The sequence below is a fragment of the Nocardia sp. NPDC057353 genome (assembly GCF_042667085.1).
Classification (GTDB): Bacteria; Actinomycetota; Actinomycetes; order Mycobacteriales; family Mycobacteriaceae; genus Nocardia.
Genome location: NZ_JBHVAK010000052.1, coordinates 33,123 through 52,824, shown reverse-complemented (window position 1 = coordinate 52,824; position 19,702 = coordinate 33,123). Strand labels below are relative to the sequence as shown.

20 protein-coding genes are annotated in these 19,702 nt (G+C 72.6%); 5 read left to right on the top strand and 15 right to left on the bottom strand.

Annotated elements, in window-relative coordinates:
• Window positions 1–24 precede the first annotated feature (24 nt).
• The 7 genes from ACFUUZ_RS24100 to ACFUUZ_RS24070 form a co-directional block, all read right to left on the bottom strand.
• Entirely contained in the window at window positions 25–1,170 is a 1,146-nt protein-coding gene (locus ACFUUZ_RS24100) for an acyl-CoA dehydrogenase family protein (protein ID WP_378699841.1), read from the bottom strand.
• 217 nt (window positions 1,171–1,387) lie between these two features.
• Window positions 1,388–2,290 carry a lysophospholipid acyltransferase family protein gene (locus ACFUUZ_RS24095; RefSeq protein WP_378699839.1) on the bottom strand — a complete coding sequence of 301 codons (903 nt, stop codon included), beginning with the start codon at window positions 2,288–2,290 and terminating at the stop codon, window positions 1,388–1,390.
• A gap of 112 nt (window positions 2,291–2,402) precedes the next feature.
• Window positions 2,403–3,827 carry a GTPase HflX gene (gene hflX, locus ACFUUZ_RS24090; protein WP_378699856.1) on the bottom strand — a complete coding sequence of 475 codons (1,425 nt, stop codon included), beginning with the start codon at window positions 3,825–3,827 and terminating at the stop codon, window positions 2,403–2,405.
• Window positions 3,828–3,993: 166 nt separating this feature from the next.
• Window positions 3,994–4,890, bottom strand: coding sequence for a diaminopimelate epimerase (gene dapF / locus ACFUUZ_RS24085; RefSeq protein WP_378699837.1), 897 nt, complete (start codon window positions 4,888–4,890; stop codon window positions 3,994–3,996).
• A gap of 188 nt (window positions 4,891–5,078) precedes the next feature.
• Window positions 5,079–5,867, bottom strand: coding sequence for a TrmH family RNA methyltransferase (locus tag ACFUUZ_RS24080; protein ID WP_378699835.1), 789 nt, complete (start codon window positions 5,865–5,867; stop codon window positions 5,079–5,081).
• Window positions 5,864–6,814 carry a tRNA (adenosine(37)-N6)-dimethylallyltransferase MiaA gene (miaA, locus tag ACFUUZ_RS24075; RefSeq protein WP_378699833.1) on the bottom strand — a complete coding sequence of 317 codons (951 nt, stop codon included), beginning with the start codon at window positions 6,812–6,814 and terminating at the stop codon, window positions 5,864–5,866. The genes ACFUUZ_RS24080 and miaA overlap by 4 nt, the downstream gene beginning before the upstream one ends.
• On the bottom strand, window positions 6,811–7,632 hold the full coding sequence (locus ACFUUZ_RS24070) for a hypothetical protein (RefSeq protein ID WP_378699831.1): 822 nt from the start codon (window positions 7,630–7,632) through the stop codon (window positions 6,811–6,813). Before ACFUUZ_RS24070 ends, miaA begins: the two co-directional genes overlap by 4 nt.
• Before the next feature lie 239 nt (window positions 7,633–7,871).
• On the opposite strand from ACFUUZ_RS24070, the gene ACFUUZ_RS24065 reads away from it, so the two are divergent.
• Window positions 7,872–9,254, top strand: a complete 1,383-nt coding sequence (locus tag ACFUUZ_RS24065; RefSeq protein WP_378699829.1) for a DUF349 domain-containing protein — start codon at window positions 7,872–7,874, stop codon at window positions 9,252–9,254.
• 39 nt (window positions 9,255–9,293) lie between these two features.
• Here the strand turns inward: ACFUUZ_RS24065 and ACFUUZ_RS24060 are convergent, their stop codons facing one another.
• Both ACFUUZ_RS24060 and miaB read right to left on the bottom strand, forming a co-directional pair.
• A complete protein-coding gene (locus ACFUUZ_RS24060) occupies window positions 9,294–9,839 on the bottom strand; it encodes a hypothetical protein (RefSeq protein WP_378699854.1) in 546 nt (181 codons plus the stop codon).
• Between the two features lie 74 nt (window positions 9,840–9,913).
• Window positions 9,914–11,470 (bottom strand): tRNA (N6-isopentenyl adenosine(37)-C2)-methylthiotransferase MiaB, encoded by a 1,557-nt coding sequence (gene miaB, locus ACFUUZ_RS24055; protein WP_378699827.1) that lies wholly within the window; start codon window positions 11,468–11,470, stop codon window positions 9,914–9,916.
• A gap of 375 nt (window positions 11,471–11,845) precedes the next feature.
• On the opposite strand from miaB, the gene ACFUUZ_RS24050 reads away from it, so the two are divergent.
• The 4 genes from ACFUUZ_RS24050 (at window position 11,846) to ACFUUZ_RS24035 (ending at window position 15,083) form a co-directional block, all read left to right on the top strand.
• Entirely contained in the window at window positions 11,846–12,574 is a 729-nt protein-coding gene (locus ACFUUZ_RS24050) for an amino acid ABC transporter ATP-binding protein (RefSeq protein WP_378699852.1), read from the top strand.
• Between the two features lie 20 nt (window positions 12,575–12,594).
• Window positions 12,595–13,437: a glutamate ABC transporter substrate-binding protein gene (locus ACFUUZ_RS24045; RefSeq protein WP_378699825.1), complete on the top strand. Its 843-nt coding sequence runs from the start codon at window positions 12,595–12,597 to the stop codon at window positions 13,435–13,437.
• 84 nt (window positions 13,438–13,521) lie between these two features.
• Window positions 13,522–14,193, top strand: a complete 672-nt coding sequence (locus ACFUUZ_RS24040; RefSeq protein WP_378699823.1) for an amino acid ABC transporter permease — start codon at window positions 13,522–13,524, stop codon at window positions 14,191–14,193.
• The gene (locus ACFUUZ_RS24035) at window positions 14,190–15,083 is read left to right on the top strand and encodes an amino acid ABC transporter permease (protein ID WP_378699821.1); all 894 of its coding nucleotides are present in this window, start codon (window positions 14,190–14,192) and stop codon (window positions 15,081–15,083) included. Before ACFUUZ_RS24040 ends, ACFUUZ_RS24035 begins: the two co-directional genes overlap by 4 nt.
• Before the next feature lie 204 nt (window positions 15,084–15,287).
• Here the strand turns inward: ACFUUZ_RS24035 and recX are convergent, their stop codons facing one another.
• The 6 genes from recX to ACFUUZ_RS24005 all read right to left on the bottom strand — a co-directional run bounded on the left by recX (window position 15,288) and on the right by ACFUUZ_RS24005 (window position 19,596).
• On the bottom strand, window positions 15,288–15,863 hold the full coding sequence (gene recX / locus ACFUUZ_RS24030) for a recombination regulator RecX (protein ID WP_378699819.1): 576 nt from the start codon (window positions 15,861–15,863) through the stop codon (window positions 15,288–15,290).
• Between the two features lie 139 nt (window positions 15,864–16,002).
• Entirely contained in the window at window positions 16,003–17,046 is a 1,044-nt protein-coding gene (gene recA, locus ACFUUZ_RS24025) for a recombinase RecA (protein WP_378699817.1), read from the bottom strand.
• 167 nt (window positions 17,047–17,213) lie between these two features.
• Complete coding sequence (locus tag ACFUUZ_RS24020; protein ID WP_378699850.1) at window positions 17,214–17,408, bottom strand: DUF3046 domain-containing protein; 195 nt, start codon at window positions 17,406–17,408, stop codon at window positions 17,214–17,216.
• 95 nt (window positions 17,409–17,503) lie between these two features.
• Window positions 17,504–18,667: a glycosyltransferase gene (locus tag ACFUUZ_RS24015; protein ID WP_378699815.1), complete on the bottom strand. Its 1,164-nt coding sequence runs from the start codon at window positions 18,665–18,667 to the stop codon at window positions 17,504–17,506.
• Between the two features lie 31 nt (window positions 18,668–18,698).
• Window positions 18,699–19,412: a PIG-L deacetylase family protein gene (locus ACFUUZ_RS24010; RefSeq protein WP_378699813.1), complete on the bottom strand. Its 714-nt coding sequence runs from the start codon at window positions 19,410–19,412 to the stop codon at window positions 18,699–18,701.
• Window positions 19,413–19,422: 10 nt separating this feature from the next.
• A complete protein-coding gene (locus tag ACFUUZ_RS24005) occupies window positions 19,423–19,596 on the bottom strand; it encodes a hypothetical protein (protein WP_378699811.1) in 174 nt (57 codons plus the stop codon).
• Window positions 19,597–19,702 lie beyond the last annotated feature (106 nt).

Below are 19,702 nucleotides of genomic sequence, written 5' to 3'. Positions count from 1 at the left end.
GGACGGGGGCGCTGTCGACGGTGCTCAGGCCAGCTTGAGCGACCGGCCGATGATCTCCTTCATGATCTCGGTGGTCCCGCCGTAGATGGTCTGGATGCGCGCGTCCATGTACGCCTTGGCGATCGGGTACTCCTTCATGTAGCCGTACCCGCCGTGCAGCTGGAGGCAGCGGTTGATCAGCTCCAGCTGCTCCTCGGTGCTCCACCACTTGGCCATGGCGGCGTCCTCGGCGGAGAGCTTGCCCTCGTTCAGGTCCTGGATGAAGCGGTCGACCAGGACCCGCACCGCGGTCGTCTTGGTGGCCAGCTCGGCCAGCACGAAGCGGGTGTTCTGCAGTGCGCCGATCGGCTTGCCGAACGCCTTGCGGTCGCGCACGTACTGGATGGTCAGGTCGAGGCAGGCCTCCATGGCGCCCGCGGCCATGACCGCGATGGAGAGCCGCTCCTGCGGCAGGTTCTGCATGAGGTGCACGAAGCCCATGCCCTCGGTGCCGAGCAGGTTCTTGCCCGGCACCCGCACGTCGGTGAAGCTGAGCTCGGCGGTGTCCTGCGCCTTGAGCCCGATCTTGTCCAGGTTGCGGCCGCGCTCGAAGCCCGCCATCCCGCGCTCCACCACGAGCAGGCTGAAGCCCATGGCGCCCTTCTCCGGGTCGGTCTGCGCGACCACGATCACGATGTCGGCGTTGATGCCGTTGGTGATGAAGGTCTTGGCGCCGTTCAGGATCCAGTCGTCGCCGTCCCGGACCGCCTTGGTCTTGATGCCCTGCAGGTCGGAGCCGGTGCCCGGCTCGGTCATGGCGATCGCGGTGATGATCTCGCCGGAGCAGAAGCCGGGCAGCCAGCGCTGCTTCTGCTCCTCGTTCGCCAGCTCCAGCAGGTACGGCGCGATGACGTCGTTGTGCAGCCCGAAGCCGAGGCCGCTGTACAGGCCGCGCACCGACTCCTCGACGACCACCGCGTTGTAGCGGAAGTCCTTGACCCCGCCGCCGCCGTACTCCTCCGGCACGGCCATGCCGAGGAAGCCCTGCTTGCCCGCCTCCAGCCAGACCTCGCGGTCGACGAGGCCCTGCTCCTCCCACTTCGCGTGGTTCGGCGCGACGTGCTGATCGAGAAACTTGCGGAACGACTCCCGGAACAGATCGTGCTCGGGTTCGAACAGTGTGCGTTCCACGCCTACCTCCTTGTGCGGCACCGGCCGGGCCACCCCGGCGGTCGTTGCCTCACACGGTACCCGCAATGAGAATCGGTGTTCACTTCACACCTGAAATCGATACCGTCACCTGCCCCGCGACCTGCCGGGGCGGTGAGTATCAGCAATTCTCGGCAAACCTCGCGGCGGGCGCGGCGAACCGCGCGACGGCACGGGGCGCCGCGCCGGGAACGGTGGTTCAGAAGCGGCGGAGCAATCCCTTGAGCCTGCCGGTCAGGCTGCGCCCCGAGTCCCGCTCGCGCTCGGCGAAGAGGAAGCGCAGCTCCTCCTCCAGCCCCTTGCGGACCACGCCCGCCAGCTCGGTGGCGGCGGCCGCCACGTCCGGGGCGCCGCGCCACGGCGCCGGGTCGATGGGCGCGCCCGCCGCGAAGTAGAACCGCTCCGGGCGCGGGACGACGGTGGGGCCGATGCCGCGCACCACCGGCGGGATCAGCCCGGTCGGCAGCCCGAGCGCCCGCGCGGCCCAGCGCACCGGGCGCATGACCGGGTGGTCGGCGTCGAGCACGATGTCGAAGGCGTCGTCGATGCCGATCATGGCGACCGGGACGATCGGCGCGCCCGCCTCGATGGCCATCCTGGCGAAGCCGGTGCGGCCGTCCCACTGCAGCGTGTACTTCTCGTTCCGGCGCCGGGCCGCCTCCCGGCTGCCGCCGGGGAACACGATCACGGCCTCGCCCCGCGCGAGCAGCGCCAGGCAGTTCGCCCTGGTGCCGCGGACCACGCCGTACCGGTGCAGCACGTGCCGCACCCCGGGCACCGCCATGAGCACCTGCTCCGCGAGGCCGCGGATCAGCCTGCCGCGGCGGCGCAGCACCTCGGGCAGCAACAGCGGGGCATCGATGCCGCCGAGCAGGTTGTGGTTGCCGACCAGCAGGACCGGACCGTCGGCCGGGATGTTCTCCAGCCCGTAGAAGCGCGGGCTCGACCAGGCGCGCAGCGGGGCGAGCACCGCGTCCAGTAACCGCAGCTCGGCACCGCTCGGCGAAACCCGGAGCGGCGCACCGTCGGTGAGCGTGCCGGGAGCGGTGGCGCCGGATCGTGGCGCTGCCGGTGCGGCCCCGCCCGAACGGTGCTGCGACATGGATGGTCCTCCTGCTTGCCGATGCGACGAGGCTCAGCCTAATCACACCGGCAGCATCCCGGCTACCCCGACGCCGCACCCCGAATCCGCTGCGCCGCAGCGGGAGTGCGGATCAGTCCCGCTGCTCCGGCGCGGAGCCGGCGAACGGGGTCAAGGCGGCGGCCAGCGCGTGCGGCACCCTGGCCCGCACCCTGGTGCCGCCCTCCTCGTGCTCGGTGGCCAGGATCCGGCCCTCGGCGTGCACCCGGGCCAGCAGATCACCCCTGGTGTAGGGCAGCAGCACGGTGACATCGACGTCCAGCCCGCCGAGCAGCGTGGCGACCCGCTCGCGCAGCTCGGGCACCCCGGCGCCGGTGGCGGCGGAGACGAAGACCGCGTCCGGCAGCTGCGCGCGCAGCCGGGCCAGGGTCAGCTCGTCCACCGCGTCGATCTTGTTGACCACCAGCAACTCCGGCGGCGCGGGCACGCCCGAGTCCTTGACAACGTCGGTGATCACCTCGCGCACCGCCTCGATCTGCCCGGCGGGCAGCGGATCCGAGCCGTCCACCACGTGCAGCAGCAGGTCGGCGGCGGTCACCTCCTCCAGCGTCGAGCGGAACGCCTCGACCAGCTGGGTCGGCAGGTGCCGGACGAACCCGACGGTGTCGGTGACCACGATCTCCCGGCCGTCGTCGAGCGCGGCCCGGCGGGTGGTGGGGTCGAGCGTGGCGAAGAGCGCGTCCTGCACCAGGATTCCGGCGTCGGTGAGCGCGTTCATCAGACTGGACTTGCCCGCGTTGGTGTAGCCGACGATGGCGACGGCGGGCACCCCGCCGTTCACCCGGCGGGCGCGCATGGTGTCGCGCGCGGTCTTCATCTCGCGGATCTGCCTGCGCAGCTTGGCCATCCGCTCGCGGATCCGGCGGCGGTCGGTCTCGATCTTGGTCTCACCCGGACCGCGCAGCCCCACGCCGCCGTTGCTGCCCGCCCGGCCACCGGCCTGGCGGGACATGGACTCGCCCCAGCCGCGCAGCCGGGGCAGCATGTACTCCATCTGCGCCAGCGTGACCTGCGCCTTGCCCTCCCTGGAGGTGGCGTGCTGGGCGAAGATGTCGAGGATCAGCGCGGTCCGGTCGACCACCTTGACCTTCGCCACCTTCTCCAGCGCGGTCAGCTGGGCCGGGGTCAGCTCACCGTCGCAGATGACGGTGTCGGCGCCGGTCTCCAGCACCACCGCGCGCAGCTCCTCGGCCTTGCCGGAGCCGATGTAGGTGGCGGGGTCGGGCCGGTCGCGGCGCTGGATCAGCGCCTCCAGCACCTCCGAGCCCGCGGTCTCGGCGAGCGCGGCCAGCTCCGCCATGGAGGCGTCGGCGGCCGCGGCCGTCCCCTCGGTCCAGACCCCGACCAGCACGACGCGCTCCAGGCGCAGCTGCCGGTACTCGACCTCGGTGATATCGGTGAGCTCGGTGGAGAGCCCGGCCACCCGGCGCAGCGAACTGCGCTCGTCGAGCTGCAGCTCGCCGACGGTCGGGTCGGCGGACCAGCCGGAGCGGGCCATCCGCTCGGCGTGCCTGGCGAGCGTGTCGTCATCGGTGGCTTCGGCCGGTTCGGTGTCGAAGGCGTCCTCGAGCGTCACCGGGAGCGGGAACCTGTCAGATTTTTTCATACGCTGTCCATGCTGCCACTTTGCGGCGAACGGCGCATCGTGATATTCACCCGGCCGCTCAGTGCGCGAGCCACCACTCGCCCGCGAGCCGGCCGTGCGCGAGCAGCACCGACGGGCCGCGCAGCCACGCCTGCCCGCCCGCGAGCCGCACCGAGACGGCGCCGCCCGGCACCCGGACCCGCACCTCGCCGGAGTCCTCGGCGATCCGGAACCCCTCGCGCTGCAGCACCGCGGCGGCGGCCGCGACGGTACCGGTGCCGCAGGAGCGGGTCTCGCCGACGCCGCGCTCGTAGACCCGCATGTCGACGGCGGGTTCCGCGCCCTCCGGGAGCGCGGTGACGAACTCGATGTTCACGCCCTGAGGGAAGAGGTCGGGGTCGTAGCCGGGGGCGACGGTGAGGTCCAGTTTGGCCAGGTCGTCGGCGGAGAGGTCGGGGGCGACGCAGGCCAGGTGCGGGTTCCCGACGTCGATGCCGATGCCCGGGTAGGCCCAGCCCGCCAGCGAGGCGGTGGACGGGCCGAGCTCGCGCACCACGCCCATCGCCACGGTGATCTCGCCGTCGACCGGGTCACCGCTGTGCACCGTCACCGGCTTGGCGCCCGCCCGGCTGCCCACCACGTAGTCGGTGCGCGGCTCCCAGCCCGCCGCGGCCAGGTAGTGCGCGAAGACCCGCATGCCGTTGCCGCACATCTCCGCGATGGAGCCGTCCGCATTGCGGTAGTCCATGAACCAGTCGTCGCCCGCGACGCCGTCCGGGAGCGCGTCCAGCACCCCCGCGTCCAGCAACTTCCCGGCCTTGGCCACCCGGAGGACCCCGTCGGCGCCGATCCCGGCCCGGCGATCGCACAGCGCGGCGACCTTGGACGCGGTCAGCTCGAGCGCCGCCTCCGGGTCGGGAAGCAACACGAAGTCGTTCTCCGTACCGTGCCCCTTGCTGAACTCGACCGCATCCACCAAGTCACTCCTGTGTTTTTTGTCCGCTGGTGCGGACGGGGTTTGCGGCCCTTCGGGGTCCCGCGATCGGGCGTCCGAAGTTTGCGGCTGCGCCGCGTGCGCTTCGGACGCCCGATCGCGGGACGGGCCGCAAACCCGGGGGGGGTGGGCGGGCGGGGGGCCGTTGTCAGTTGTAGGGACGGTAGTCGCTAGGGGCGCTGTCTGGCTATTTCGTAGAGGGCGATGGTGGCGGTGGCGGCGGCGCCGATGGTGTCGGCGGCGCGGGGGATGGTGACCTGGTCGGCGGCGGGCCAGGGGCCGCGCTCGTCGCCGACGACGAGGACGGGCGCCTCGTGGAACGAGTATTGGTCCACCGGTGTTCCGTGCGGGCCGGGGAGCACGACGCGGGTGGGGATGCCGCGGCTGCGCTGGCGCTCGGCGAAGGCCAGGACCTGGGCGGCGCCGCCCGCCCGGAAGACCGGGACGGCGAAGAGCGAGCCGGTCGAGGCGCGCACGGTGCGCGGGTCGTGCTGGTCGGCGCCGGGGCCGGTGATCACCACCCCGGCCGCGCCGAAGGCGTCCGCGCTGCGGATCAGCGCGCCGAGCACGTCCGGCGAGTCCGGTCGGTCGACGACCAGCACCACCGGCGGGGGGCCGCCGGGCACGCCGGGCGCGAAGTCGTCCAGCTCGCCGGGGCGGGAGACGGCGACCGCGACCAGCTCGGGGACCCCGTCGCCGAGCTCGGCCATGAGCTCGGGGACCAGCCCGACCCGCGGCACCGGGCTGGTGTCGAGCACCTCCCGCGCCCAGCCGGAGAGCTCCGGTCCGCCGAGCCGGTAGAGCAGCGTCTCCAGCGGCCAGTCGCAGGCCAGCGCGCGGGTGATCGGGCGGACGCCGTGCACCAGGAAGCGGCCGTCGCGCTGCCGCTTGCCGCGATTCGTCAGGTACCCCTGCCACACCTGGACCGAGGCCGTGCGCGGCCGCGCTGATCGGCTCACTGCGCTGAACGTTCCTTTCCCGTGCCTGCCGATACGCCCGCCGCGTGCCCGGCCACCGTCGCCAGCGCGGCCTCGGCCAGCGCCGGGTCGGCGCCGTCCAACCAGCGCACCCGCGGGTCGCGGCGGAACCACGAGCGCTGCCTGCGCACGTACCGCCTGGTACCGATCAGCGTGCGCTCGACCGCGTGGTTCAGGTCGTATTCGTCGTCGAGGTGGGCGAGGACTTGTGCGTATCCGATGGCCCTGCGGGCGGTCACCCCGGCGCGCAGGCCGCGCTCGAGCAGCCCGCGCACCTCGTCCACCAGCCCGGCCGCGAACATGTGCGCGGTGCGCCGCTCGATCCTGGCGTCCAGCTCGGCGGTGTCCCGGTCCACGCCGAGCAGCAGCGTGTTCCAGCGCGGGGTGCCGATCACCGGCGCGGAGGCCGCGAACGGCCGCCCGGTCAGCTCCACCACCTCCAGCGCGCGCACCATGCGCCTGCCGTCGGTGGGCAGGATGGTCTCGGCGGCGACCGGGTCGGCCGCGCGCAGCGCCGCGTGCACCGCGGGCAGCCCCTCCTCCGCCAGCACCCGCTCCCACCTGGCCCGCACCTCCGGGTCGGTGGCCGGGAAGGCCCACTGGTCGAGCAGCGCCTGCACGTACATCATGGAGCCGCCGACGATCACCGGGGTCCGCCCGCGCGCCAGGATCGCCTCGACATCGGCGGCCGCGGCGCTCTGGTAGGCCGCGACCGTCGCGGTGGCGGTCACCTCGAGGACGTCGAGCTGGTGGTGCGGGATGCCGCGGCGCTCGGCGGGGGCGAGTTTGGCGGTGCCGATGTCCATCCCCCGATACAGCTGCATGGCGTCGATGTTCACGATCTCGCCGCCGAGCCGCTCGGCCAGCTCCAGCCCGAGCTCGGACTTCCCGGTGGCGGTGGGGCCGATCACCGCGACCGGTGTGCTCACGCCGGCCGCCACAGCCCGGCGTGGTACCCGACCCCGAACGGCGCGTCCTGGTAGCGGGTGTCGGCGGCCACCGCGCCGTCCCGGCCGAAGAGCCCGGCCAGCGCCTGGTAGACGGCGCGGCCGCGGAGCACCAGCTCGGCGCAGAGCGCCGGGTCCAGCTCCAGCAGCGCCGCCCGGTCGCCGGTGGCCAGCGCGGTGTCGAGCGCGCGCTGCACGGCGGGGGCGCGCTCGTCCAGGTAGCCGGGGGCGGCGGTGGTGAGGGTGGCGGCGCCGTCCGCGATCACCAGCACGCCGCGCGGTTCCGGCCCGGCGTCCAGTTCGGCGCGCAGCCGGGCGCCGAACGCCGCCGCCTCGCGCGCGGGCGTCTCCTCCGGCAGCAGCCGGACCTCGACGTTCGTCGCCGGGGCGACGGCACCGCGGGCCCAGCCCGCGATCAGCACCGGCAGCTCCAGCTCCGGGTCGGGCTCGCTCGACGCGGCCGGGCCGAGCGCCACCGCCAGGTCGACGCCGTACCCGAGAAAGGTGCCGACGGTGTCCGGGCCGTACTGCCCCTGCCCGGTGCCGAGCACCGTCCAGCTGCCGCCCTCCGCCGCCAGCGCGGCGAGCACGTCGAGCACCGCCGCCCGCAGCACGGTCCTGGGATCACCGGCCCCCGCCCCGCGCAGCCCGGCGCCGACGCCGCGCGCGTCGCCGGTCGCGCCGCCGGGAAGCTGCTCGACCGCGCGCGCCGGATCGGGCGCGCCGGATTCGGCGGCACCCCCGCACAACTCGGGCACGAGCACGGGTGGCGCGGGGATCACGGCCGCGGCGGAGAACACCCGACAACGGTAGCCGTCCGGTGCCGGACGGCCGCCGCGGGTTCGAGTGTCTCTGCCGCAAAACACCCGGACATTGATAGTGTTCGGGGAGCGACAACCCAGGTCACCACGGGTCGGGCGACCTGGTGGTCCCCCTCGCGGGGGCGTGGATCGAATGGTCTCGAGGGCTCGCACCGGGTTGAATGGGGTGAGCCAGGGCGTAATCAGGCAGCCGTGACGCGCGGCAGGGACGAGGAGCAATGACCGACACCAACGGAACCGCCGACGCCGGCCGCCCCGCGCCGGTACCGCGCCCGTCCGGCGCGCCCAAGCCCGGCGGCGCCGGGCCCCGTCCCAAGCCGCACGCCGTCAAGCCCGCTCCCGGCCCGGCCGCCCAGCAGCACCCGCACCCCGTCGTCGTCCCGACCGTCAGCGACCCGAGCAAGTGGGGCCGGGTCGACGAGGACGGCACCGCCTGGGTGAAGACCGCCGACGGTGAGCGGCAGATCGGCTCCTGGCAGGCCGGTGACGCCGCCGAGGGGCTGGCGCACTTCGGCCGCCGCTTCGACGACCTGGCCACCGAGGTCGCGCTGCTGGAGGCGCGGCTCGCCGCGGGCGCCGACGCCCGCAAGACCAGGGCCGCCGCCGTCGCGCTGGCCGAGTCGCTGCCGAGTGCCGCCGTCATCGGCGACATCGACGGCCTGGCCGCCCGGCTCGCCGCCATCGCCGAGCACTCCGAGGAGGCGGCCGCGCACGCCCGCGAGGAGAAGGAGCGCGCCCGCCACGAGCACACCGAGCGCAAGGAGGCGCTGGCCGCCGAGGCGGAGAAGATCGCCGCCGAGTCCACCCAGTGGAAGACCGCGGGCGACCGGCTGCGCGAGATCCTGGACGAGTGGAAGACCATCCGCGGCGTCGACCGCAAGGTGGACGACGCGCTGTGGCGCCGCTACTCCAAGGCGCGCGAGTCGTTCAACCGCCGCCGCGGCGCGCACTTCGCCGAGCTCGACCGCGAGCGCGCCACCGCCAAGACGCGCAAGGAGGAGCTGTGCGTCCAGGCCGAGCAGCTCTCCGGCTCCACCGACTGGGTCGGCACCGCCGCCGTCTTCCGCGACCTGCTCACCGAGTGGAAGGCGGCGGGCCGCGCCCCGCGCGAGGCGGATGAGGCGCTGTGGCGCCGGTTCAAGAGCGCGCAGGACGTCTTCTTCGCGGCCCGCAACTCCGCCGCCTCCGAGCGGGACGCGGAGTTCGAGCAGAACGCCACCGCCAAGGAGGAGCTGCTCCGCACGCACGCGCACATCGATCCCGCCAGCGACCTGGAGGGCGCCCGCGCCGCGCTGCGCGACCTGCAGGAGAAGTGGGACGCGCTGGGCAAGGTGCCGCGCGAGCGCATGCAGGACCTGGAGGGCAGGCTGCGCGCCATCGAGAAGAAGGTGCGCGAGGCGGCCGACGCCCAGTGGCGGCGCAGCGACCCGGAGGCCGTCGCCCGCGCCGCGCAGTTCCGCGAGCGGGTGCAGCAGTTCGAGGAGCAGGCGGCCAAGGCGCAGGCCGCGGGGAAGGCCAGGGACGCCGAGCGGGCCCTGGAGCAGGCCAAGCAGTGGCGCGAGTGGGCCGAGGCCGCCGAGGGCGCGGTCAGCAACCGCTGATCGGAGCGTGGCCGCGTCGGGGTCCGGCGCGGCCGCCGCTCAGCTCTCGCCGAAGCGCTTCTTGCGCGCTTCCTCTTCGGCGGCCGCGGCGACGGCCCGGCGCTGCTCCTCGGCGGCGAGGTGCACGGCGGTCCGGCTCCACACCACCTGCACCCAGTGGAAGGTGAGCACGACGGCGGCGATCGCGGCGACGATGAGCCCGATGCCCGGCCCCGCGCCGATGTAGTTGTCCAGCCCCGGCGTCTGCCGGTGCCAGATGGAGAGCATCCCGAAGACGCTGCCGACCGCCGACCCGGCGACCGCGATCCAGGCCAGCGCCCAGCGCCTGGTCATCAGCGCGAACAGCGAGAAGCCGATCCCGAACACCGTCACGAACCAGACGAAGACCCGGGACGGCAGCCCGATGTGCTCGAACCGCGCCGGCTCGGTGAAGAGCAGCACGTCGAAGCCGCGCGCCGACCCGGCGTGCGGTAGCACCAGCGAGAGCAGCAGCGCGAACACCGCGATCGCCACCACCAGCGCCCGGGCGCCGGGGTCGATCTCGCCCGCGACCCTCCGCTCCACGGCGTCGATCTCGGCGCGCATCTGTTCCAGGTTCTCGACGGAATTCACGTCGTCTCCTTCTCGGCCCGGCTCCGCGCCGGGGTCGGCCGGGCCGGTCACGAGCCGCACCCGGTGGCGCAGCCGCTGCTCACCGGCGGTGCCGCGGGCGCGCCGATGCTCGGGAGCCCGAGCCCGACGCCGATGGGTTCGGTCTTGGGGGTGATGCCGCGCTCGTGCGCGTCCCCGGCCCTGGTCCTGCGGTGGGCGGTGATCGGCGAGTCGGCGATCAGGTGGTGCGGGGCGGCCTCGGTCACCGTGACGGTCACCAGGTCACCCGGGCGGATACCATCGCGCTCCGGGCGGCGGTGGCCATCGACGCCCTCCGGGCGGAAGTGCACCAGTCTCCCGTCCCTGGCCCGCCCGCTCATGCGCGCGGTGGCGGCGTTCTTCTTGCCCGCGCCCTCGGCGACCAGCAGCTCCACCTCGGTGCCGACCAGTTCCCGGTTGCCCGCCAGCGAGATCTCCTCCTGCAGCGCGATCAGCCGGTCGTAGCGCGCCTGCACCACGGCCTTGGGCAGCTGGTCGGGCAGCTCCGCGGCCGGGGTGCCTGGCCGCTTGGAGTACTGGAAGGTGTAGGCGCTGGTGAAGCGGGCGCGGCGGACGACCTCGAGGGTCTGCTCGAAGTCCTCCTCGGTCTCGCCGGGGAAGCCGACGATGATGTCGGTGGTGATCGCGGCGTGCGGCATGGCGGCCCGCACCTTCTCGATGATGCCCAGGTAGCGCGCCTGCCGGTAGGAGCGGCGCATGGCCTTGAGCACCCGGTCCGAGCCGGACTGCAGCGGCATGTGCAGTTGCGGACAGATGTTCGGGGTGGCCGCCATGGCCTCGATGACGTCGTCGGTGAACTCGGCCGGGTGCGGCGAGGTGAAGCGCACCCGCTCCAGGCCGTCGATGCCGCCGCAGGCGCGCAACAGCTTGGCGAACGCGCCGCGGTCGCGCGGCTCGCTCGGATCGGCGAAGGAGGCGCCGTAGGCGTTGACGTTCTGCCCGAGCAGCGTCACCTCCAGCACGCCCTGGTCGACCAGCGCCTGCACCTCGGCGAGCACGTCGCCGGGGCGCCGGTCCACCTCTTTGCCGCGCAGCGCGGGGACGATGCAGAAGGTGCAGGTGTTGTTGCAGCCCACCGAGATGGAGACCCAGCCCGCGTAGGCGGACTCCCGCTTGGCGGGCAGCGTCGAGGGGAAGGCCTCCAGCGAGTCCAGGATCTCGACCTGGGCCTCGGCATTGTGCCTGGCCCGCTCCAGCAGCACCGGCAGCGAGCCGATGTTGTGCGTGCCGAAGACCACGTCCACCCAGGGCGCGCGGCGGACCACCGCCTCCCGGTCCTTCTGGGCCAGGCAGCCGCCGACGGCGATCTGCATGCCTGGCCTGCTCGCCTTGGTCGGCGCCAGGTGCCCGAGCGTGCCGTACAGCTTGTTGTCCGCGTTCTCCCGCACCGCGCAGGTGTTGAACACCACCAGGTCGGGCTGTGCCCCCGGCACCGCCCGGACGTAGCCGGCCTCCTCCAGCAGCCCGGAGAGGCGCTCGGAGTCGTGCACGTTCATCTGGCAGCCGAAGGTGCGGACATCATAGGTGCGCATGGCCGTGTGCGGAGCGTCTTCGATGGCATTCATGGACACGCGTCACTGTAGCCCAGCAGGTCGCCGCCACCGGCGACGCCCCCGGGCACCGGTGCGCGGCGAATCGATTTCTCCGGGCGACCGACTCCGGCGACCTTTCGGCACTGCCCGAGGCAGCCGATCAAAAGGGATCAAAAGTAACTATGTTAATTCCGCTTTCGTCTCTGACCAGGTGATGTTACGTCACATTCTGTGCGTTTGGCCTGATAGGACACCATCAGGTTACATATGTATGTCGATTCGGCGCGGCGCGGCGGTGTGTCATGCAAAGCGGGGCAAAATCCGGTTTTGCGCTTAAAGTCTGTGACCATGACCGACGACGCCGCCGCTTCCGCGACCGCAGGAGACGCCAGTACCGGTGCTCCGCCGATGATCTCGATGCGCAAGGTGGACAAGCACTTCGGTGCGCTCCACGTGCTGCGCGACATCAACCTGGAGGTGCCCCGCGGGCAGGTCGTGATCGTGCTCGGGCCATCGGGTTCCGGCAAGTCCACGCTCTGCCGCACGATCAACCGGCTGGAGCCCATCGACTCCGGCGAGATCGCGGTCGACGGCGTGCCGCTGCCCGCGGAGGGCAGGGCGCTGGCCGCGCTGCGCGCCGACGTCGGCATGGTGTTCCAGTCGTTCAACCTGTTCGCGCACAAGACGATCATCGAGAACGTCATGCTCGCGCCGCTCAAGGTGCGCAAGCTGAAGAAGGACGAGGCGCGCAAGCAGGCGCTGGCGCTACTGGAGCGGGTCGGCATCGCCAACCAGGCGGACAAGTACCCCGCGCAGCTCTCCGGCGGCCAGCAGCAGCGCGTCGCGATCGCCCGCGCGCTCGCGATGAACCCCAAGGTCATGCTCTTCGACGAGCCGACCTCGGCGCTCGACCCGGAGATGGTCAACGAGGTGCTCGAGGTGATGGTCTCGCTGGCCAAGGAGGGCATGACCATGCTCGTGGTCACGCACGAGATGGGCTTCGCCCGCCGCGCCGGTGACCGGGTGCTCTTCATGGCGGACGGCCAGGTGGTCGAGGACACGGAGCCGGAGACCTTCTTCACCGCGCCCAAGTCCGACCGCGCCAAGGATTTCCTGGGCAAGATTCTGAGCCACTGAGATAAGAGAGAAGGAAATCGATGAGGATCAACCGCGCGTTGCGCGCCGGAATCGGCGCGGCAGTCCTGGCGCTGACCGTCGCAGGCACGGCCGCCTGCGGTGGCGGCTCCGACCAGTCCGCCGTGCAGAACGCCAAGGACGGCAAGCTCACCATCGGCATCAAGTTCGACCAGCCCGGCCTCGGGCTGCGTAACAAGGACGGCTCCTACAGCGGGTTCGACGTCGAGGTCGCCAAGTACGTCGCGGGCAAGCTCGGGGTGTCGCCGGAGCAGATCACCTTCAAGGAGGCGCCGTCCGCCCAGCGCGAGACGCTGATCGAGAACGGGCAGGTCGACCTGGTCCTCGCCACCTACTCGATCACCGACAAGCGCAAGGAGAAGGTCGACTTCGCGGGCCCCTACTTCGTCGCGGGCCAGTCCCTGCTGGTGAAGGCGGACAACACCGAGATCACCGGGCCGGAGTCGCTGAACGGCGGCAAGAAGCTGTGCTCGGTCAAGGGCTCGACCCCCGCGCAGAACGTCAAGGAGAAGTACGCCAGCGACGTCCAGCTGCAGGAGTACGACACGTACTCGCTCTGCGTCGAGGCGCTGCGCAGCGGCTCGGTCGACGCGGTGACCACCGACGACATCATCCTGGCCGGCTTCGCCGCCCAGTCGCCGGGCCAGCTCAAGGTGGTCGGCAAGCCGTTCACCACGGAGAACTACGGCGTCGGGCTGAAGAAGGGCGACCAGGAGACCAGGGACGCGGTCAACGACGCCATCGAGGCGATGATCGCCGACGGCTCCTGGGCCAACGCGCTGAACCAGACCTTCGGCGCGACCGGGTACCAGATCCCGGCGCCGCCGACGGTCAACCGGTACTGATCCACTCGGCGGGGGCGGCTCGGTCTGCCGGGCCGCCCCCGTCGTGTTCCCCCGCCCATCCTCGATCGCAAGGGACGCGCGCTCGTGTTCGATCTGATCTCGCGGTACGACGAACAGATACTGGACGCCTTCTGGGTGACCATCCAACTGACCCTGCTCTCCTCCGTCGGCGCCCTCGTCCTCGGTACCGTCGTCGCCGCGCTGCGGGTGTCGCCGGTGCCGGTCGCGCGCAGCGTCGGCACCGCCTACGTCACCCTGATCCGCAACACTCCGCTCACGCTGATCATCGTCTTCTGCTCGCTCGGGCTGTACTCCACCATGGGGCTGACGCTCGGCGGCGAGACCCTGAACGCCATCAACTTCCGCTGGGCCATCGTCGGCCTCAGCGTCTACACCGCCGCGTTCGTCTGCGAATCGCTGCGGTCCGGGATCAACACCGTGCCGCTCGGGCAGTCCGAGGCGGGCCGCTCGCTCGGGCTCGGGTTCACCCAGAACCTGCGGCTGATCGTGCTGCCGCAGGCCTTCCGCGCGGTGGTCGCCCCGCTGGGCAGCGTGCTGATCGCACTCACCAAGAACTCCACCATCGCCTCCGCCATCGGCGTCGCCGAGGCTGCCGCGCTGATGGCGACCATGAACGAAACCGAGGCCGACCTGCTGGCGATCGGCGCGATCTTCGCGCTCGGCTTCGTGATCCTGACCCTGCCCACCGGCCTGTTCTTCGGCTGGCTGGCCAAGCGATTCGAGGTGGCCCGATGAGCGCCGCGGCTTCGGTACTGTTCGACGCCCCCGGCCCCAAGGCCAGGCTGCGCAACCACATCGTCACCGCGGTGGTGGTCGTGCTCGTCGCCGCCGGGCTGTGGCTGACGATCTCCGCCTTCGCGGACAAGGGCCAGTTCGCCGCGGACAAGTGGACGCCGTTCCTGGACGCCGCGGTGTGGGAGACCTACCTGCTGCCCGGCCTGCAGGGCACGATCGTGGCCGCGGTGCTCTCCATCGTGCTCGCGCTGGTGCTCGGCATGCTCTTCGGCATCCTGCGGCTCTCCGAGCACCGGCCGGTGCGCTGGTTCGCGAGCGTCGTCGTCGAGGTGTCGCGCGCCATTCCGGTGCTGATCCTGATGATCTTCCTGTTCGCGGTCTTCGCCGAGTACAACCTGTTCGCCTCGGAGGATCTGGCGCTGGCCGCGGTGGTCACCGCGCTCACCATCTACAACGGGTCGGTGATCGCGGAGATCGTGCGGGCGGGCATCAAGTCGCTGCCGCGCGGGCAGACCGAGGCGGCGGTGGCGCTCGGGCTGCGCAAGAACCAGCTCATGCGGTTGATCCTGCTGCCGCAGGCGATCACCGCCATGCTCCCCGCGCTGATCTCGCAGATGGTGGTGGCGCTCAAGGACTCGGCGCTCGGCTACCAGATCACCTACGTCGAGATCGTGCGCTCCGGGCAGCAGCTCGGCTCGGCGGACAGCAATACGATCCCCGCGCTCATGGTGGTCGCGCTCGTCATGATCCTGCTGAACAGCGCCCTCACCTGGGTCGCCACCCAGGTCGAGCGGCGCTTGCGGACCCGCAAGCGCAAGGGTGGCACGGTGCTCGCGGCCGACTCGATCGTCACCGACGCCGCGCCGGGTGTCGACATCACGAAGAAGTAGTCGCCGGTGGCCCGCCCGTCCGGCGGGTCGCATCGGGGCCCGCCCGCACACCGTGCCGGCGGGCCTTCGGCGTGAGCGGCCGTGCAATGGTGCCGCCGAAGGGGCCCGGGTGCGCCACAATCGTGGTGTGCCCGTTCCGGATTCGTCGCCGGTCGGCACCTGGCGGGCGGCCTGGCCCGCGCGTGCCGCAGCGGCGGAACGAGTTCAGTCGTCCCCGGGTTCGGAGCCGCCCGCGTATCCGGCGGCGTCGAGTTCGGCGCGGACCACGGGGAAGGCGACGGAGGCGGGGTAGCCGCGGCGGGCGAGCATGCCGGCGAGGCGGCGGAGCGCGGTGTCGCGGTCGACGCTCGCGGGCAGGCTGCGCAGCTTGCGGCGCACCAGTTCGGCGGCGCGCTCCTGTTCGTCGTCGCCGCTGATGCCGTCGAGCGCGGCGGCGGCGGTCTCCGGTGCGACGCCCTTGCGGCGCAGCTCCTGGGCGAGCGCGGCCCGCCCCTTCCCGGAGTAGGTGTGCCTGGACTGCACCCACTGCTCGGCGAAGGCGGCGTCGTCGACCAGCCCGACCTCGGCGAGCCGGTCGATCGCGACCGCCGTCACCTCGGCGTCGAACCCCTTGGCGGAGAGCCGCTGCCCCAGTTCGGCGCGGCTGCGAGCGCGGACGGCGAGCAGGCGAAGACAGGCTTCCTTCGCCTGCTCGACCGTCCCACCCTGCGGGGCACCCCCCTGCGCCGCGCGGCCGGAGCCGGACGGCGCGGGTTCCTCCCGCCCGGGCCCGGCCGCCACCGGACCCGCCCGCCGACGGCCGGCACCACCGCGGCCGTCCGGCGGAAGATCGCTCCCCCCTGGCGTGTGCTCCAGTTCCCGCAACCGCCGCCGGACCTCGTCCACCGGATCGGGTCCGGCGCGGCGGTTGCGACCCGGCTCAGAAATCGGCGGGCACCTCGGCGCCCTCGGCGGCGGTCACATCGGCGCCGATGCCGAGCTTCTCCTTGATCTTCTTCTCGATCTCGTCGCGCACGTCGATGTTCTCCAGCAGGAACTTCCTGGCGTTCTCCTTGCCCTGGCCCAGCTGGTCGCCCTCGTAGGTGTACCAGGAGCCGGACTTGCGGATGAAGCCGTGCTCGACGCCCATGTCGATGAGCGAGCCCTCCTTGGAGATGCCCTGGCCGTACAGGATGTCGAACTCGGCCTGCTTGAACGGCGGCGAGACCTTGTTCTTCACGACCTTGACGCGGGTGCGGTTGCCCACCGCGTCGCTGCCGTCCTTGAGCGTCTCGATGCGGCGCACGTCGAGCCGGACCGAGGCGTAGAACTTGAGCGCCTTGCCGCCGGTGGTGGTCTCCGGCGAGCCGAACATGACGCCGATCTTCTCGCGCAGCTGGTTGATGAAGATGGCGGTGGTGCCGGAGTTGTTGAGCGCGCTGGTCATCTTGCGCAGCGCCTGGCTCATCAGCCTGGCCTGCAGGCCGACGTGGCTGTCACCCATCTCGCCCTCGATCTCGGCGCGCGGCACGAGGGCGGCGACCGAGTCGATGACGATGATGTCGATGGCGCCGGAGCGCACCAGCATGTCGGCGATCTCCAGCGCCTGCTCACCGGTGTCCGGCTGGGAGACCAGCAGCGCGTCGGTGTCGACGCCGAGCTTCTTCGCGTACTCCGGGTCGAGCGCGTGCTCCGCGTCGATGAAGGCGGCGACGCCGCCCGCGGCCTGGGCATTGGCCACCGCGTGCAGCGCGACCGTCGTCTTACCCGATGACTCCGGGCCGTAGATCTCGACGACCCGGCCGCGCGGCAGCCCGCCGATGCCGAGCGCGACGTCCAGCGCGATGGAGCCGGTCGGGATCACCGAGATGGGCTGCCGCGCCTCCTCGCCGAGCCGCATGACCGCACCCTTGCCGAAGCTCTTCTCGACCTGGGCGAGCGCCAGTTCCAGGGCCTTGTCGCGGTCGTAAGCCTGTGGTGCCATGTCGATCCCCTTCACTCGGGAAGCTGATGTGGTCGGCGCTCCGGCTCAGGCGGAGAAGAAGCGCTTCCTCGTGGTTGGCGCCCACACTAGAGCGCGGCACCGACAAGTTCTGGCGCCCAGCCTAGACGAACAGGTGTTCGAGTCAAGTCGCCCCGCCGACCGGGGAATCACCAGCGGGCGCGCGGCACGTCGAACTCGGCGCAGAGCGCGCGCCAGACCTCGCGGGGGTCGACCCCCGCCTCGATGGCCTGCGCGCCGGTGCGCCCGCCGAGCGCGAGGATCACGTGGTCGGTGAGGAGTGTGTCGCCCCTGGCCACACCGAATTCGGTGTGCAGGAGTTCGGAGAATTCGGTCAACCGCACCGTGCCGAAGATACCGGGGCCGCCGAACGCCCGCGCCGCGCCCGCCCGGCGGGCGAGGTCGGCGCCCGCGTCCGCACCCGGCAACCGTCCGGCGCTCAGCGCACCGCGGCCCGGTCGAGCACACCGTGGCAGATCGCGACCGGGTCGGCGACCTCGGCGATGCCCGCCGCGGCGGCCTCGGCGGCGGCGGTGAAGCCGGGTTCCGCCAGGATCCGCAGCACCGCGGCCCGCACGGCGGCGGCGGTCGACGGCCGGACGATCAGCGAGCTGCCGTGCCTGGCCGCGCGGTTGGCGAGCTCCCACTGGTCGCCGCCGCCGGGGACGGTGACCACCGGGACCCCGGCGAGCAGGCTCTTGGCCAGCAGCCCGTGCCCGCCGCCGCCGACCACCACCGCGGCCTCCCGCAGCAGCACGTCCTGCCTGCCGAGCCCGGCCCGCACCCAGGCGGGCAGCCCGGGCGGCGGGGTGTCCAGCATGGAGACGGCGACCCGCACCCCGGCGCCGTCCAGCGCCTCGACCACGGTCTCCACCATCCCGGCGACCCCGGTGTGCGCGGTGGAGGGCGCGACCACGACCAGCGGCTCGGTGCCGGGCGGCGGCGCCAGCACGGCGTCGGTCGGCTCCCAGAGCAGCGGCCCGACCACGTGCGCGTGCGCAGGCCAGTCCGGCCGCGGCACCTCGAGCGCGGGCAGGGTGGCGATCAGCCGGGCGGCGGGGCCGGGATCCGCTGCGGGCAGCCCGACCCCGGCGCGGGCCGCGGCGCGCTGCCGGTGCCCGGCCCTGATGTCGCGGGCGGTGAGCGCGCGCAGCACCGCGTCCCTGGCCCGGCCGCGCACCCCGGTGCCGGGCGCGAGCCCGCTGCCGATCGGCGGCAGCCCCGCCGACGGCAGGTAGAGCGGGTGCGGCGAGAGCTCGACCCACGGCACGCCGAGCCGCTCGGCGGCCATCCCGCCGCCCGCGGTGAGCACGTCGGAGACGACCAGGTCGGGGTGCATGCCGCGGAGGTCGGGCAGGAGCTCGGTGGAGATGTGCGCGGCGCGCTCGTGGATCCGCCTGCCCGCGTCGGCGTCGTCGTCGACGGCGCGCGGCGCCAGCCCCCGGAGCAGCCGCGCCGTGATCCCCGCGGCCGCGGCGGTGTCGAACCAGCGCGGGCCGGTGAAGAGCACCGGCTCGTCGCCCGCGGCGCGGAGCCGGGCGCACAGGGCCAGCGCGGGGAAGGCATGTCCCGGGTCGGGTCCGGCCACGACGGCTACGCGCATCCGCCCACCCTGCCACACGGCCCGTTCCTGGTCAGTCGCGGAAGTGGTAGAGCGTGAAGCCGACCGCCCGCGCGGCCGGGAAGTCGGCGCGCGGCCCGGTCCCCTGCTCGACGATCTCGGCGACCTGCTCGGCCACCGGCCGCCCCGGCGCGAGCACCTCCAGGTAGCGCCGGTGCGCGGCGAGCGAGGCGTGCGCCCGGGGAATGACCTCGGTGACGTCGACCGCGTGGTCGCCACCGGGTTCGTAGACGGCGGCCCAGCGCGCGGTCCACGGCGGCAGCTCGGCGAGTTCGGGGAAGATCCACTCGTTGCCCGCGTCGGCGATGGCGTCCAGCGCCGCGCGGCCGGTGGCCCTGTGGTCGGCACTGTTCGGGTAGCCGGGTGCCCAGACCGGGCCGAAGTGCATGAGCACCACCAGCTCGGGGCGGTGCCTGCGGAGCGCGGCGGCCAGGTCGCGGCGGAGCGCGAGGCTCTCCTCGATCCGGCCGTCGGGGTAGCCGAGGAACTCCACCTCGCGCACCCCGACCTCGGCGGCCGCGGCCCGCTCCTCGCGCTCGCGCAGCGGCCCGGCCTCGGCGGGCGGCACCCCGGCCATCCCGGCCTCGCCGCTGGTGACCAGCAGGTACCTGACGTCCTTGCCCTGCCCGGTCCACCGGGCGACGGCGGCGGCCGCCCCGTACTCGATGTCGTCGGGGTGGGCCGCGATCACCAGGCCGCGCTGCCAGTCCTCCGGAACCTGCCGCATACCGCCGAAGCTACAGCTTGCTGATCGTGTTGTCGCTCTTGTCGGTCACCGCCCGGTACAGCAGGTACAGCCCGCCGACGATCACGCCGAGCACCAGCAGCGGGAACAGCCCCTCCAGCAGCGCCCCGATGATCGCGACCGCGATCCACACCAGCGCCACCACTCCGATGATCTTCCACACCATTGCTTTTCGTCTCCTTCGGCTCGTCCTGCTTCGAGCATGGCAGCCGAACGGCGATGAAACAGCAGGTGAAAGCTGATATCAGGGTAGATTTCGGGGTTGCCACCGA

What these genes read in the sequence shown, in the direction of transcription:
- ACFUUZ_RS24095 (WP_378699839.1), bottom strand. Translation starts at nt 2,290, where the DNA reads ATGTCGCAGCACCGTTCGGGCGGGGCCGCACCGGCAGCGCCACGATCC.
- ACFUUZ_RS24015 (WP_378699815.1), bottom strand. Translation starts at nt 18,667, where the DNA reads ATGCGCGTAGCCGTCGTGGCCGGACCCGACCCGGGACATGCCTTCCCC.
- ACFUUZ_RS24060 (WP_378699854.1), bottom strand. Translation starts at nt 9,839, where the DNA reads ATGCGCGCCGAGATCGACGCCGTGGAGCGGAGGGTCGCGGGCGAGATC.
- recA (WP_378699817.1), bottom strand. Translation starts at nt 17,046, where the DNA reads ATGGCACCACAGGCTTACGACCGCGACAAGGCCCTGGAACTGGCGCTC.
- ACFUUZ_RS24065 (WP_378699829.1), top strand. Translation starts at nt 7,872, where the DNA reads ATGACCGACACCAACGGAACCGCCGACGCCGGCCGCCCCGCGCCGGTA.
- ACFUUZ_RS24010 (WP_378699813.1), bottom strand. Translation starts at nt 19,412, where the DNA reads ATGCGGCAGGTTCCGGAGGACTGGCAGCGCGGCCTGGTGATCGCGGCC.
- ACFUUZ_RS24050 (WP_378699852.1), top strand. Translation starts at nt 11,846, where the DNA reads ATGATCTCGATGCGCAAGGTGGACAAGCACTTCGGTGCGCTCCACGTG.
- ACFUUZ_RS24005 (WP_378699811.1), bottom strand. Translation starts at nt 19,596, where the DNA reads ATGGTGTGGAAGATCATCGGAGTGGTGGCGCTGGTGTGGATCGCGGTC.
- hflX (WP_378699856.1), bottom strand. Translation starts at nt 3,827, where the DNA reads ATGGCCCGCTCCGGCTGGTCCGCCGACCCGACCGTCGGCGAGCTGCAG.
- ACFUUZ_RS24035 (WP_378699821.1), top strand. Translation starts at nt 14,190, where the DNA reads ATGAGCGCCGCGGCTTCGGTACTGTTCGACGCCCCCGGCCCCAAGGCC.
- ACFUUZ_RS24045 (WP_378699825.1), top strand. Translation starts at nt 12,595, where the DNA reads ATGAGGATCAACCGCGCGTTGCGCGCCGGAATCGGCGCGGCAGTCCTG.
- miaB (WP_378699827.1), bottom strand. Translation starts at nt 11,470, where the DNA reads ATGAATGCCATCGAAGACGCTCCGCACACGGCCATGCGCACCTATGAT.